The organism is Micromonospora sp. NPDC023633, from assembly GCF_040640035.1.
GTDB lineage: Bacteria > Actinomycetota > Actinomycetes > Mycobacteriales > Micromonosporaceae > Micromonospora.
On sequence record NZ_JBFABB010000148.1, the window covers coordinates 1 to 14,354 of the forward strand.

Annotated in this window: 12 protein-coding genes and 1 pseudogene; 7 read left to right on the forward strand and 6 right to left on the reverse strand. The window is 70.2% G+C overall.

The window, feature by feature from the left end; translation table 11 throughout:
• Positions 1 to 633: 633 nt before the first annotated feature.
• Positions 634 to 1,587 carry a hypothetical protein gene (locus AB0G13_RS30160; protein ID WP_357881583.1) on the reverse strand — a complete coding sequence of 318 codons (954 nt, stop codon included), beginning with the start codon at positions 1,585 to 1,587 and terminating at the stop codon, positions 634 to 636.
• A 136-nt stretch (positions 1,588 to 1,723) separates the two neighbouring features.
• A pseudogene (locus tag AB0G13_RS30165) lies at positions 1,724 to 2,079 on the reverse strand (ATP-binding cassette domain-containing protein); the annotation flags it as partial.
• A 34-nt stretch (positions 2,080 to 2,113) separates the two neighbouring features.
• Here AB0G13_RS30165 and AB0G13_RS30170 point away from each other — a divergent pair.
• Positions 2,114 to 2,779 carry a hypothetical protein gene (locus AB0G13_RS30170; protein ID WP_357881586.1) on the forward strand — a complete coding sequence of 222 codons (666 nt, stop codon included), beginning with the start codon at positions 2,114 to 2,116 and terminating at the stop codon, positions 2,777 to 2,779.
• On the opposite strand, the gene AB0G13_RS30175 is transcribed toward AB0G13_RS30170, so the two are convergent.
• From AB0G13_RS30175 to AB0G13_RS30185, 3 genes are all read right to left on the reverse strand, one after another.
• Positions 2,676 to 3,143 carry a transposase gene (locus tag AB0G13_RS30175; RefSeq protein ID WP_357881614.1) on the reverse strand — a complete coding sequence of 156 codons (468 nt, stop codon included), beginning with the start codon at positions 3,141 to 3,143 and terminating at the stop codon, positions 2,676 to 2,678. The genes AB0G13_RS30170 and AB0G13_RS30175 overlap by 104 nt on opposite strands.
• Positions 3,144 to 3,158: 15 nt before the next feature.
• Positions 3,159 to 3,848, reverse strand: coding sequence for a hypothetical protein (locus AB0G13_RS30180; protein WP_357881589.1), 690 nt, complete (start codon positions 3,846 to 3,848; stop codon positions 3,159 to 3,161).
• A gap of 156 nt (positions 3,849 to 4,004) precedes the next feature.
• Positions 4,005 to 5,144, reverse strand: a complete 1,140-nt coding sequence (locus AB0G13_RS30185; protein ID WP_357881592.1) for a hypothetical protein — start codon at positions 5,142 to 5,144, stop codon at positions 4,005 to 4,007.
• Between the two features lie 941 nt (positions 5,145 to 6,085).
• Between AB0G13_RS30185 and AB0G13_RS30190 the strand changes: the two genes are divergently transcribed.
• The 4 genes from AB0G13_RS30190 to AB0G13_RS30205 are packed head-to-tail and all read left to right on the forward strand — an operon-like array spanning position 6,086 to position 9,497.
• Positions 6,086 to 6,790: an ABC transporter permease gene (locus AB0G13_RS30190; protein WP_357881595.1), complete on the forward strand. Its 705-nt coding sequence runs from the start codon at positions 6,086 to 6,088 to the stop codon at positions 6,788 to 6,790.
• A gap of 16 nt (positions 6,791 to 6,806) precedes the next feature.
• Complete coding sequence (locus tag AB0G13_RS30195; protein WP_357881598.1) at positions 6,807 to 7,835, forward strand: glycine betaine ABC transporter substrate-binding protein; 1,029 nt, start codon at positions 6,807 to 6,809, stop codon at positions 7,833 to 7,835.
• Entirely contained in the window at positions 7,822 to 8,589 is a 768-nt protein-coding gene (locus tag AB0G13_RS30200) for an ABC transporter ATP-binding protein (protein ID WP_357881601.1), read from the forward strand. Before AB0G13_RS30195 ends, AB0G13_RS30200 begins: the two co-directional genes overlap by 14 nt.
• A gap of 44 nt (positions 8,590 to 8,633) precedes the next feature.
• Positions 8,634 to 9,497 carry a TauD/TfdA family dioxygenase gene (locus AB0G13_RS30205; protein WP_357881604.1) on the forward strand — a complete coding sequence of 288 codons (864 nt, stop codon included), beginning with the start codon at positions 8,634 to 8,636 and terminating at the stop codon, positions 9,495 to 9,497.
• A gap of 475 nt (positions 9,498 to 9,972) precedes the next feature.
• Here AB0G13_RS30205 and AB0G13_RS30210 read toward each other — a convergent pair whose 3' ends face one another.
• Complete coding sequence (locus AB0G13_RS30210) at positions 9,973 to 11,808, reverse strand: AMP-dependent synthetase/ligase (protein ID WP_357881607.1); 1,836 nt, start codon at positions 11,806 to 11,808, stop codon at positions 9,973 to 9,975.
• A 1,031-nt stretch (positions 11,809 to 12,839) separates the two neighbouring features.
• Here AB0G13_RS30210 and AB0G13_RS30215 point away from each other — a divergent pair.
• Positions 12,840 to 13,139, forward strand: a complete 300-nt coding sequence (locus AB0G13_RS30215) for a YbfB/YjiJ family MFS transporter (RefSeq protein ID WP_357881617.1) — start codon at positions 12,840 to 12,842, stop codon at positions 13,137 to 13,139.
• Positions 13,140 to 13,156: 17 nt separating this feature from the next.
• Positions 13,157 to 14,188 (forward strand): nitronate monooxygenase, encoded by a 1,032-nt coding sequence (locus AB0G13_RS30220; RefSeq protein WP_357881610.1) that lies wholly within the window; start codon positions 13,157 to 13,159, stop codon positions 14,186 to 14,188.
• Positions 14,189 to 14,354: the final 166 nt, after the last annotated feature.

A 14,354-nucleotide genomic window follows, 5' to 3' on the forward strand; every position in this document is an offset into this window, starting at 1 on the left:
GAGCGTGGAGGTCGAGTTGTAGAAGTGCACGATCGCCCGCCGCGCGCCGCGCAGCGACTCGAAGGTCCGGTCGATCAGGTGCTCCCGGCACTGGGGGAGCACCTGGATCGTGGGACGTGCTGGCGTGGTCGCCGGCGGAGGACGAGGTCCAGACCGGCGGTACGACGCTGGGTTGAAGCGTGCGCTGCACCGGCTGGCTCCGGAGTTGCGGGGGGCGTCCGCCGCGTTGGACAAAACGGCAGGTTATCGACTGGATCCGGTGGCGGGTCTGGACCGGGGCGCCGTGGCCCGCCCGGATCTGCCGCAGGCAGCGCGCGGCGACGCTGGCGCGTCCGTCGCGACCGGTATCCGTCGACCCATGCATGTACAGGCGCGACAGCGTTTGGACATGGCTCCCCTCTGTGTCAAGACATCGCCGAGAGCGGTTCTAACCTGGGTCTCGGCGGGTCCGGGGAGGTGACTTCTCCGAAGAGCCAGCTTGGGTATGCGAGTTGGTCACGCTGGGATCAGTTGTCGTTCCCCGTTAGCCTCCCGGGCCGCCGCCGTGGTGGAGTAGAGCCACCATGATTTGGTGGCGATGCTGCAATATGCGGCGTGGTACCCGACAGCTTCCGGCGGCAGCGCTTGCGGCGGTCAGCTCTGCTGGTAGTTGACTGCGGCGAACCCGCACGGCTGGTGCAGGTGCAGGTAGTAGGCGCCCTCGCCGAATTCGTCCAAGTCTGCGCCGCCGATCAAACCCACGTAGTCCATCGGTTGTCCGCAGCCTGGGCAGGCGGCGTGCTCGGCGTCCTGGATCCAGTCGGGGCGGCCGCCCAGAGTCGAACCGCCCCGATTCCAGGCGCTGGCCTGGTAGGGGCTGGGCAGAGCCGGTCCTGGGACCGGCAGCAGCGCCGGCGGATCCTCCGGTTCGGCCGCATCCGGTAGGTAGCTGGGGCGGGTGTTGCCGGCCCACCAGGTAGCGGCACCGGCAGGCGTGACCCGGCTGTACAGCGTCGTATAGCAGGCGCAGAAGTGGCAGCTCTCGATCACCAACCGGCCGGACCAGCCCGTGTGGGCTACGGCGGCACCGATGGCGGGGTCTGCGGTGTCGAGGTCCGCAGCAGCCCAGAGCGGCGACGCGCACCACGGACAGTGGGGGCGCTCTACGCGTCGTGATGTCTCACGCATGACCCACCGGTACGCGGTGTCACCGCACAGGTCACGTCGGTTGCCGTCCGGGCCGGCGACCCAACCGCCCTCCTGCGCGTAGCTCAGCGGCCCGACGTGCAGCTCGTCCGCGCCGGGCGGCGGCTGGGTCGACCAGCGACGCATGGCGCTCTCAGCGAGCGGATGAGCACTGTGTGCCAGGACAAGGAGCAGGTGATTGAGCCGGTCCGGTGTCCGCCCGCCGTCGATCTGCTCAATGACCCGGCGGACCACGTTGGCACCTGCCGCTCGGTACAACTTCGCCGGCCACAACACCTCGAGGTCCAGCAGGAGGCCCTGGTGCGGAGTCAGCCGCCCCGGATCGGTGTCCGCGATCGCGCACAACTCCTCGATCGCATCGTCGTCTTCGGAGGCCGTCCTCCTGATCAGGTCCTCGATCACAGGGGGATGGTAGTCATGTCGATCAGCCTGCCCTGTAATGGACCGACCTCCTCGGCATCGCAGCACGAAGGCACCGATGTCCTCATCAGCCGCGATCCGATTGCTATGCGGCGCGAAGCACACCGGCTCTTCGGCATGCGGATGAGGGTTCGTCCATGATGAGCACGTCGGCGTCGCGAAGGAATCCGCGGGCGGCGGTGATGCGTTGCCATTGTCCGCCGGAGAGGTCCTGGCCGCCGGCGAAGGTGCGGTCGAGCAGCGTCTCGTACCGTGAGGCAGGTCGGTGATCATGTCGTGGGCGACGGCGCGGGCGGCGGCGGCCTCGATGCGGTCCTGCTCGGCGGTGGTGGTGATGTCGCCAATGGCGATGTTCGTGGCGGCGGTGAACGGCCAGACGTCGCCACGGTTACGACCGTGCGGGCGACAGAGCTGTCCTGCGGGTTGAGGTGCTCGACGTGATCCCCCTGCCCCGAGCACGAGCGATAGAGTCTTCACCAAGATCGAAATCGAAGCGGGGTGACACGTCATGCAGATCCTGTTCAAGGAAATCGCGGCTGGCGACATCGATGCGGTCAGGCAGCGGCTCGCGAAAGACCCCGGTGCGGTCGCCCTCGTCGCAACGTCACCACCGAAGAAGTTCGCCGGGCAGTCGCCACTGCAGCTCGCGTACCGCCACGGCGAGTTCGAGATCGCGGCGCTCCTTCTCGAACTCGGCGCTGACCCGAACTTCATCGAGCACGATGGTCGTGAGCCGTGGGCGATGCCGGTCCTTCACCACGCGATCATGGCAGCCGTGATGCGATCCCGCTGGCTGCGACCGACCCGATTCGCTGTCGGAGAGGGGGAAGTGTGGCAACTCTGTAACACCGTCGAACGTGCCGATGCCGCGTATGCCGCGCTGCAACTGCTTCTCGGGTCCGGGGCCGACGTCCAGGCACTCGACTCGTATGGCAACTCGTCACTGGGACGTGCCGTGCTGGATGCACGGCAGATCCTGCCCCGGTACCGCTATAACGATCCCGACTGGGTGGATCCGAAGCCCCTGAACCCCGAGCTCGTTGACGATCTCGCCCGCATCTTCAACACCCTCATGGCACACGGCGCGGACCCGAACCGCATGGAGCGAGACCTCGGCAAGTCCTTGGCCGAGTTCCACCGCGCCGAACCCGTCGCCCAGTTCCTCCACACGTGATCCGGGTCGACCCCGTCAGATCCGGAACTACGGGCTGAACCGGAACTCGACCACGTCGTCGCGAAGCCGTGTCCGCAAGTCGGACGGTCGGGGCAGAATCACGTTGTCCTCCCGGGCCCGTCGCCGTGGCCGTCGTGGTGTCGTCGGTCATCTGTCGGTAGACGATGTCGGACAGGCGTCGTTTCAGCGCGCGCATCGCTTCCATCGATGTCTTCGCGGATGCTTTTTTCCGATCGAAGTAGGCGCGGCCTTCGGTGGGGTCGCGTAGCTGGACGGTGGCCATGATGTGCAGTACCCGGTTGATTTGCCGGTTTCCGGCGCGGGAGAGCCGGTGTCGTACCTGCTCACCGGAGGACGCGTCGATGGGGGCGGTGCCGTTTCAGGAGGCGAAGTGGGCCCGGTTGGGGAACCGGGTGATGTCGCTGACCTCGACGAGCGGACGCTGTACTTGCGAGCGGGTGTTGCGGCTGGACCGGCCGGTCCAGAACGGCGATGACAGCCACATCGCGTGTGTGGTGGTGTGGCCGCGGATGGGGAAGGTGTCCCGGTGGGTGTAGCCGTGCCGTTGGAACAGGTCGCGGTCGGCTTCGGTGAAGACCTCGGCGTACGTGGGCAGGCTGAGCCTGTCCATCCAGCGCTGCGCTCCGGCGAGGACCGCCGCGGCGCGACCTGGGTCCGCCGGGTCCGGTGCGGCGAGCAGCGCCAGGTGGTTGTGCGCCTCGACCGGCCGCCGGGCGGCGAGGGCCTGGTCGAGTTGGAGGAACCTGTCCTGGTGCTCGCCGCACGCGTCGGCGAGCCGGTCGGCGTACCGGGCTGGGGGCGGGATGGGTCGGTAGCGGTGGAACCAGATGGTGGCGGCCGTGCCGTCTGGGAGCAGGAAGGCCTCGCCGAAGAGCAGTGCGTGTTCGGTCCACATTCGGGCCACTGCGGTGAGCACGGCCGGTCGGCGTCGCTCGTCGGGAACGAGCCAGGCGCCGAGGGCGGTGGGGGAGAGGGCGTCGGTGACGAGATCGGCGATCAGATCGATGTCGCACCACCGGGCCCGGACGACGGGCATGGTCATTTTCATGTGTAACTCCTGGTCACCGTGCTGATGGTTATGTCGGGGAGGATGCCGGCGTCGGCGCGGGACCGCCGCGGGCCGGCGCGGGCCGCCAAGGGCTGTCAGGCATACGGGTACGCGGAGGTCGCCATGCCGCGCGGACGGCATGAATTGGCCCGCCGGTCAGGCGGGCCGGGTGCCCGGGCGGGGCGAGTGGGACGAGATGGCGTCGCTGCCGGCCGGGTGGTAGCGGTATCCGGTCAGGCTGGGCGGCGTCCATGCCGAAGTGGGGGCGTCGCCGAGGTGGCCGTGGGCGGCGCCGGACGCGCCGACGCCGCTGGTGCCGGGGGCGGGCATGGTTGGAGTGGAATGGGCGTCGGGCCGGGGCGGGTGCGGCCCGTCCGATCGGGCGAGGCGCAGTGGGGACGACAGCTCTGTCGTCGAATGCCAGTGCGACGAGGCGCTCGTGGGGGCGGGTGCCGAGGTGGGCCAGGTCGGTTCGCCGACCGGTCCGGTGCCGGGCCCGGTGCAGCAGGCCGGGCCGGTCTGTGGCGGCGAGGGTAGCGGCGGCACCGGTAGCGGCGGCACCGGTAGCGCCGGCCCGGGTGGTGGCGGCGCCGGTAGCGCCGGCGCGGGTGGTGGCGTGGCTGGCGGGCTGGTGGGCGGGTCCAGGAGATCCGTCACCGGGTCGAGGGTTTCGAGCACGGGGTCCAGCGGCTCGAGTACCGGTTCCAGCTCTCGCCAGACGGGGGAGAGGCTCGGGGCGAGCGGCTGGGTCGCCGGGCTGAGGGCGTCGGCCTGCACCGGGTCGGTGACTGGTCGTAGCGCCTCGCTCGCCGGGGTGAGCACCCCGGCCCGGAGCGGCTCCGTGACCGGACGGAGAACGTCACCCACCGGTGTCAGCGCCTCCCTGCCGCGGGGCCGGGTGGCCGGGCGGCGGGTGCCGTTGGCGGCGGGCTTCGGCGTGCCGACCTGGACGCGGTGGGCCGGCGGTGGGGTGATCTGGTTCGCTGGCCGGGTCGCGGGCCGGGCGGGCGGACGGCGCGGTGCCGGGTGGGGGTCGGCTGTGCTCGGCGGGGTGCCGGGGGTCGTCTCGTCGGTGGGGCCGTCCGGTGCCGGCGGTGTCGTCGTGTCGAGGATCGGGCGGAGGGCGCCGGTGAGGAGGTCGACCGCGGCGTTCACCGGCGCGGCCGGCGGACGGTCGGCGGCGTAGGCGGCTGCGGTGATGGCGGCCTCCTGGGCGCCCCACGCCGCGACGACTCCGCCGAGCAGGAGACCGAGGCGCAGCGTGACTCGTGTCCACCGCCCGCCCCGTCGAGTCATCCCGGCACCCCCAGCAATCGCTGGTGATCAATGCCCGCACTCTACCGAATGTGGTCGACCGTGCACAGCATGCCGCTGATCGAAGTTGGGCGCGTCGCGGATTCGGCAGATCTGGACTCTTCGGCTGCCGGGTGCCGCCGGGCCACGAGAACGAGCACCGCCGAACGTCCGTCGTCGATGCGAATGACCCGCCCGACCCGGTGCACGCCGGTTTGCGGGCGACCCAACCTCGCCATCGCGGGTGGCGCATTGCGGGGTCATGTTCGGCGGCCGGTGGTCGAAATGGCGACCACATTAACCCTCCTAACCTATGGGAAATATGGGTGAGCGCCGTCACATGTGTGCTGACTCAGCGAGGAGGTGGCGGCTACTGTCACCGGCATGAACCGGAGCACGCGTCTGATTCGGCGCCGCTTCGTCGACTTCCTCCGGGTGTGCAGCAGCGCCTGTTGAGGCCGCCGGCGCCAGCGAGCGACCGCGGCGCCTGACCCTGCCCACGTAGGCGGGAACCGCCGCCGCGCCCCGACCGGCGACAGCCCGCACTCCCGCGACAGAGTCGCCTGCCCTCCGCGTGTTCGCGGAGCCGCCGTGCCGGCAGTCGTCACCCCCACATGAGGGCGCGCCCGACCGGCGCTGCGTCCTGTCGCCGTATCCCCGTCGTACCGGCATCACGTCCGGTGTCGTTCGGCTGCCCATCCTTCGTCGACCCAAGGACCCGACATGATTCTCGCCCACAGTTGCCTACGCCGGCCGTCGCCAGACTGGACCACCCGGGGTGAGCCGTGACCGCCTCCATCGATCTCGCTTCGGCGCCCACACCCACGGCGTCGGCAAGTCTGGAACGCGTAGCGTCCCGTAGTTCCGGGCTGCGCCGTCGCATGTTGCTCCGGGTGCTGACGCTCATCGTTCTGGCCGGTCTGTGGGAAATCACCGCCCGCGTCATGCGGAACCCAACTTTCATCCCGCCGCCGGCCGCGGTGTGGCACCAGTTGATTCAGACCTCCACAGTGAACGGCGGCATTCGCGGCTACAGCGGCCACCTGCTCGTCGAGCACCTGGGCGTCAGCCTTCGACGGATCCTCGTCGGCTCCGCCATCGGCGTCGCCGGCGGTCTGCTGCTCGGCGTGGTGCTCGGCACGGTGTCCGGGATCCGGCTCGTGGTCGAGCCGGTGGTCACGTTCATCCGGGCGTTGCCGCCGCTGGCCTACTTCAGCCTCTTCATCATCTGGTTCGGCATCGACGAGACGCCGAAGCTGTGGCTGCTCGCGATCGCCGCGTTGCCCCCCGTCGCCGTGGCCACGGCCGCGGCGGTGCACGCCGCGCCCGTCGGTCTGGTCGAGGCCGCCCGGGCGCTGGGTGCCAGTCGCTCGGCGGTGGTCCGTGACGTCGTGCTACCGAGCGCGCTGCCGGAGATCTTCACCGGCATCCGGCTCGCCGTGGGCGTGGCGTACTCCTCGGTCGTGGCGGCCGAGACCATCAACGGTGTTCCGGGCATCGGCGGCATGATCCGCGACGCCCAGCGCTATTCCCAGACCGACGTGGTCGTCCTCGGACTCTTCGTCATCGGCCTGTCCGGCCTGCTCATCGACGCCCTGCTGCGGGCGGCCGAGAACCTGCTCATCCCCTGGCGTGGACACACCGCCTGACCCAGAAGGAACCCCTGTGAAAAAACTCCTCCCCATCCTCGCCGTCGCACTGCTCGCCGCGACGACCGGCTGCGGCAACGGTGCCGCCAGCGGGAACACCGATCCTGCCAAGAAGACCATCCGGATCGCCTACCAGGCCTTTCCCAGCGGCGACCTGATCGTCAAGAACCAGCGCCTGTTGGAGAAGTCGCTACCTGACTACGAGATCACCTGGACCAAGTTCGACTCCGGCGCGAGCATCAACACCGCCTTCGTCGCCAAGAGCGTCGACATCGCGGCCATCGGGTCCAGCCCGGTCGCGCGGGGACTCTCGGCGCCGCTGCACATCCCGTACCAGGTGGCGTTCGTGCTGGACGTGGCCGGCGACAACGAGGCCTTGGTGGCCCGCAACGCCTCCGGCGTCACGTCGGTGGACGGGTTGCGCGGCAAGAAGATTGGCACCTCCTTCGCGTCGACCTCGCACTACAGCCTGCTCGCCGCGCTCGACCGGACCGGGGTCAAGGAGTCCGAGGTGACGCTGGTCGACCTCGAACCGCAGGACATCGTCGCCGCATGGACCCGGGGCGACCTGGACGCCGCGTACACCTGGCTGCCCGCCCTCGACGACCTGAAGAAGGACGGGCGGGTCCTGGTCAGCAGTCGCGATTTGGCGGCAGCGGGCAAGCCGACCCTCGATCTGGGGGTCGTCTCCACCGCGTTCGCCGAAGCGCACCCCGAGGCGGTGGACGCGTGGCGCAAGGCGGAGGGCCAGGCCCTCGACCTGATCGCCGCCGAGCCGGCCAAGGCGGCCGCCGCCGTCGGCGCCGAACTCAACATCAGTGCCGCCGACGCGCAGCGGCAGCTGAGCCAGGGGGTCTTCCTGCGCCCCGCCGATCTGGTCACCGACGAGTGGCTCGGCACCGAGGCGAAGGTGGGCCGGCTGGCCGAGAACCTGGTCAGCGCCGCCGAGTTTCTGAAGAGCCAGCGGAAGATCGACGCGGTACCGGACCTCGCGACGGTCCAGAAGGCGATCTACGTCAAGGGTCTGCCCGGTGCCCTCAGCTGAACCCGTCGCCGTCGCGCTGACCGACGTCCAACACTCCTACGGCAACGTGGTCGCCGTCGGCACGATCACCCTGACCCTGCCGGCCGGCGAGTTCCTCGTCCTGGTCGGGGCCTCGGGCTGCGGCAAGAGCACCCTGCTGCGGCTCATCGCCGGCTTCGAGGAGCCGACGACCGGCGCGGTGAGGACCGGCGGCACCCCACCCCGCCCAGGCCGCGGTGCCGGCATGGTGTTCCAGCAGCCACGGCTGTTGCCATGGCGGACGGTGGGCGGCAACATCGAGCTCGCCCTGCGGTACGCCGGCGTCCCGGCGGAGGCGCGCCGGACCCGAGTGGCCGAGTTGCTGGCCAGCATGGGCCTGTATGACGTGGCCGACCGCCGGGTCTGGCAGATTTCCGGCGGGCAGCAGCAACGCGTCGCTATCGCGAGGGCGATCGCCGTGGACAATCCGCTCCTGCTGCTCGACGAGCCGTTCGCGGCCCTCGACGCGCTGACCCGGGAGCGCCTCCAGGAGGACCTGCGCCGGGTCAGCCACGAGGCCGGCCGCACCTGCGTGTTCGTCACCCACAGCATCGACGAGGCCGTCTTCCTCGGCAGCCGGATCGTCGTGCTCAGCTCCCGACCGGGCCGGATCGTCCTGGACCTACCGGTCAACCTGCCCCGCGCCGGCATCACGCCGGACGAGTTGCGCGGCCTGCCCGAGTACGCCGCACTGCGCGCCCAGATCGGCCACGCCGTGCGCGCGGCGGCCGCCTAACAGTCCCGGGCCCTCGGCTCGCCACAATCGATCGGAGACCATCAATGACATCGACCCTTCTCGACCTCACGCTCGAGCCGCTGGGCCCGCACTTCGGCGCGGTGGTGCACGGCATCGACCTGGCCGACGCGAGCGACGCCGAGGTCGTCGCCGTCCGCGCCGCGCTAGTCGACCGCAAGGTGCTGTTCTTCCGTAGCCAGCGGCTCGACGACGACGCCCAGGTGAACCTCGGCCGCCGCATCGGCGAGCTGACCGTGTCCCACCCCGTGGTGGGGGGCGTCGACGAGGCACATCCGGAGGTGTACGCGCTGGACAGTGCGGACAACGGATTCGCTGATGTCTGGCACACCGACGTCACCTTCATGAAGCGACCACCGCTGGGTTCGATTCTGCGGGCGGTGACCCTGCCCCCGACGGGTGGCGACACCAACTGGGCCGACGCAGAACTGGCCTACAATTCCCTGGCAGCACCGGTGCGGCAGCTCGTGGATCAGCTCACCGCCGTGCACGACGGCACCCGCGAGTTCGGCTACTACCTGGCCCAGCGTCGGGGCGGGCAGGGCAACGTCTGGGACGGCGACCTGGTCACCCGACTCGACCCGGTCGAGCATCCCGTGGTCCGGGTACACCCCGAGACCGGCCGCCGCAGCCTCTTCGTCAATCCCGGCTTCACCTCACACATCGTGGGCGTCTCCGAGCACGAAAGCCGGGCAATCCTGGATCTGCTCTACGCCCATCTGACGAAGCCCGAGCACATCGTGCGGCACCGCTGGCAGCAGGGTGACGTGGCCATGTGGGACAACCGGAGCACCGCGCACTACGCCAACCGGGACTACGACAACCAGCGCCGCGTCATGCACCGCATCACGCTGCGCGGTGACCTTCCGGTGGGGCCGACGCGACGGTGACTCGTGTCCTTGTCGACCGTGCTGACCATGCCGAACGGGCCGACGAGGCGGGCCAGGCAGCCGGTGATCCCGCCAATGGCCAGCGCCGATCTCCAGGACCTGGTGGCTGGCCGAACGTCGAGCATGTCCAGCTCCTGCCGGATGATCGGGTCGAGCAGTTCGCGTAGCCAGGCAGGGCGTAGCTGGACGTGCTGGATGGTCGCCATCTGGATCCTGCCGTGTGTCGATGTGGGCGGTTGGGCAGCCGGGCGGCCCGTCAGGGAGGGCCCGCGGGTCAGCGGGCGGCCGAGGTGGTGGCCGCGTCACTGTGCGATGCGATGGTTTCCGGTACGGCGGTGGTTTCCGTGGTCGGGTGCGGGGAGGCGGGATCGGCGCGGCGGCCGCAGCCGCCGGGGGAGGCCGTGTACGTGGTCGCGAATTGGGTGTGCAGTGGTGTCCTGCGCGTTTGCCAAGCCCTTCTTCAAGAGGTGTGAAGTCAGTGGCCGCGGTAGAGGGCGTCGATGTCGGCGGCGTAGTGGGCTTCGACCGCCTCGCGCTTGATCTTCAGCGTGGGGGTGAGTTCCCCGTGGGTTTCGGTGAAGTCCCGGGGCAGGATGCGGAAAGTCTTGACCTGTTCTGCCCTGGACACTGCCTGGTTGGCCCGGTCGATCGCGGTCTGGATCTCATTACGCAGCTCTGGACTGTTACGCAGCTGGGCGACAGACACGTCGGGCTGCCCGTGCGCCGCCCGCCAATGCGGCCATGCCTGCGGGTCGATAGTGACCAGCGCGGCCACGTAGGGGCGGCCGTCACCGACGAGCATGCACTGGCTGATCAGGGGATGCGCGCGGATCTTCTCCTCGATGGGTGCGGGGGCGAGGTTCTTGCCCGCTGCGGTCACGATGATTTCCTTCTTGCGGCCGGTGATGCGTAGGAAGCCGTCGTCGTCAAGGGTGCCGAGGTCGCCGGTGCGCAACCACCCGTCGGTGAAGGCCGCTCGGGTGCCGTCGGGGTTGTTCCAGTACCCGGGGAATACGACCTCGCCGTGCACGAGGACCTCCCGGTCGTCGGCGATGCGGATCTGCACCCCAGGTAGGGGGCGGCCAACGGTGCCGATCCGCATCGCCGAGGGCAGGTTCACCGTCAACGCCGGTGAGGTTTCGGTCAGTCCGTACCCTTCCAGCACCGTGACGCCGGCCCCGCGGAAGAAGTGCCCCAGGTGCTCTCCCAGAGGCGCGCCGCCGACGATCGCCATCCGGCACCGTCCGCCGAGGGCGGCGCGCAGTTTCCGGTATGCGAGGGCGTCGAACAACAGGTGTGCCAGCCGTAGCGGTGCTCCCGGGCCCCCCGGGCTGTCAGTGGCGCGGCTGTAACGCACCGCGACCTGGTCGGCGAGGCTGAACAGCCATCCCCGGTGCGCCTCGTCTGCCTTCTGCCGGGCCCGGTTGTACATCTTCTCGAACACCCGTGGCACTGCCAAGATGAACGTCGGCCGGAACCGGCCCAGCTGGTCGAGCACCCCGGTGATGTCGGCACTGTGCACCATCGTCGCGCGGTTCTGCACCATACCGACCTGGATCAGCCGAGCGAACGCGTGGGCCAGCGGCAGGAACAACACCGTCGACGCACCCGGATGCAACACCTCCGGCAGCACCGCGCTGGCGGTGCTGATGTCGCAGTAGATGTTGCGATGCGTCAACACGCAGCCCTTCGGCCGCCCGGTGGTGCCACTGGTGTACACGATCGTCGCGACATCACCGCCTGTCACGGCCCGCCGTCGAGCGTCGACCTGGGCGTCGTCGATGGTGCGACCCTGCCCCGCCAGTGCGATCAGGTCACCTGCGTCAATCCGCCACGCCTGGCGCAACGCCGGCAGGTAGTCGCGTAGGCCGGTGAGCATCGCCGCGTGTTCGGCGGTCTCCACGACACACCCCACCGCGCCCGAATCGGACAGGATCCATTTCAACTGCTCCGCGCTGGAGGTGTCGTACACCGGAACCGTCACCGCACCGATCGACCAGAGCGCGTAGTCGGCGAGGGTCCACTCGTAACGGGTGCGGCTCATCAACCCCACCCGGTCGCCATGACCGATCCCGGCGGCGATGAAGCCCCGCGCGAGCACATGCACGTCGTCGCGGAACTGCTGGCATGTCACCGGCAGCGCCCCGCCCCGCCCCGAACGGCGCGCCGGCCAGGACCGGGGATCTGGATCCGGGCGCACGAACTGGACCGCCTCCGGGGCCTCCCGGGCGTTGTCCCACACCACGTCGGCCAACACCGGGACTGCGGCGCCGGTGACCACCGACGCGACCGCCGCTTCCTGCACGCCCATCCCCCCTCGCCCGTACCGTCACGCACACTCCCCGCCCGGAGGCTATGCGGTGATGATGACGCGGTCGGCCGCCTCGGCAACGTGATTGCCGAAACTGCCTCGCCACGCAAATGCAGGCGGTAGTGGGCCGAGGCGAACGCCGCAACGCCGCTCTCATCTGCCTCGCCGGCTGCCGCCCGTCCCTGATCGCCATGCCCCGCGACAGATTCCCTACCAGGCGACCAGCGGCATCAGTCACCGCTTTGACGAAACGGATAGAGACACCCCGTTGGCGCCGCCAAGGGATCTGCTGTCCCGTCGATCCGGCCACGTCGGCGGGCAGGTCGAGGGTCCAGCCGGGGTGGATGACGTTCGGGTTGCGCAGGGTGCCGCCGACGTCGGGAAGTGGGTGCTGCGATTGAGGGCGAAGATCTCGGGCCAGCGGTCAGGGTTGCCGAGCTACTGCTCGGCGATCTCTGACAGGGTGTCGCCGCGTCTGACGGTGTAGGTGCATTCCCACCCCGGCTGCCACGAGCGTCAGTTCGCGGCCGGCGTCCACCTTGTGGCTAACCATGCCGGTGGTCGAGTGGAGGGCAGTGGTTTGGCCGGTGTCGTGGCTGGTTCCGGCTGCCGGTGCGGCGGAGGCGGGGTGGCTGCGGCTGTGGAACTGATGGCGGGGCGCCGAGGAACACGGCGGTGAGGCCTTGCAGCGGGCGGGTAGGCGCAGGGCGGGCAGCCAGCGCAGCGTCGTTTTGCGGGCCCTTGCGTTGGTTTTCCACCGCCACCCTCCGGGGCGGACCCCCGCCAGCCCCGCCAGCGCTCGCCCATGCCTCGCGGGGCCGGTGCTTTGACCGCAAACGTTGGCGGGGTTGGTCATGCGGCTGGCGGGTTGGCCCCAGCGGCGTTTGTTGTGCGCTGTGGATCTTGGCCCGGGTGGCGGCGTTGGCCGGTCAGGACGTCGGGGTGGCGGGCGCTGGCGTTTGCGCCAGGCGCAGGCAGGCGTGCAGGCTGCGGGCCATGACGGCTCGTTTGGGTGATCGGACGGCATCGCCCTGCCCGCCCTGTCCGCCGGCAGCGTGCCCGCGCTCGCCGCCGCCGTCCTGTTCGGCGCCACCTTCATGGGTGTGAGCACCATGTCCCTCGCCATCGGCACCCATCTGCGCATCCCGCGAGCCATCGCCCTGCTCACCACCGGCTACAGCCTCGGCCAGATCCTCGGCCCCCTGCTGGCCGCACCGCTGCTGCGGCACGGCTACCACTCCGCGCTCCTGCTCGGCGCCGCCCTGGTGCTCGCCGCCGCCTGCGCCGCGGCCGCCTGCTGCATACGGTTCCCCAACCACCTCACCCCCTGAACCTGGAGAATCACGCCATGCCCGGAGACCTGACCATCCTCGGCACCGACCTGCCCGTGTGGGCCGCCCCGATGGCCGGCGGGCCCAGCACCCCCGCCCTCGTCCAGGCCGCAGCCCAGGCCGGAGGACTCGGCTTCCTCGCCGGCGGCTACAAGACCACCGCCGACCTCGCCGCCCAGATCGCCCAAGTCCAGGCCAGCGGCGCCGTATTCGGCGTCAACCTCTTCGCCCCCAACCCCGTCCCCGTCACCCAGGACGCCTTCCGCGCCTACGCCCACGCACTTCAGCCGGAAGCCGACCGCTACGGCCTCACCCTCCCCACCGAGACCCTGACCGAGGACGACGACGCCTGGGCCGACAAGCTCAACCTGCTCCTCAAAGCCCCCGTACCGCTCGTGTCCTTCACCTTCGGGCTCTCCCGCCCGGACACTGTCCGGGCACTCCAGGACGCGGGCAGCCTTGTCGCCCAGACCGTCACCACGCCCAGCGAAGCCCTGGCCGCCGCAGAGACCGGCGCAGACCTGCTGATCGTCCAGGCCCCGGCCGCCGGCGGCCACTCCGCCACCCTCGTCCCCGACCGGCCACTCACCCCCATCGAACTGTCCGACCTGATCAGCGACGTACGGCACACCGTCCCGCTGCCCGTGATCGCCGCAGGAGGCATCGCCACCCCGGCCGACACCACCACCGCCCTACGCGCTGGCGCCCACGCCGCCATGGTCGGCACCGTCCTCCTGCGCACCCACGAAAGCGGCGCGTCCGCACCCCACAAAACCGCCCTGGCCGACCCAGCGTTCACCGACACCACGGTTACCCGCGCCTTCACCGGCCGCCCGGCCCGCGCCCTGCGCAACCGCTTCACCGACACCTACGAACCGCTCGCGCCGCTCGGCTACCCCGCCCTCCACCACCTGACCAGCCCGCTGCGCAAGGCAGCCACCGCAGCGCACGACGCCGACCTGATCCACCTATGGGCGGGCACCGGCTACCGCCAAGCCCGTGAAGAACCCGCCGCCCGGACCCTTACCCGCCTCGCTGCCCAGCGCTGACTCTCGGCCAGCTGTTTCACCCTCCGCGATTCCGGCCGGACCCTTGTCGGGGTCCCTCGCCCCTGGAGGCTTCGCGGCTTGCCCTCAGCGGTGAGGGCGCGGCGTACCGTCAGCAAGGCACCGCAGCCTTCGTCTGTGGTCCGGGCCCCGCTCGACGTGGCCGACT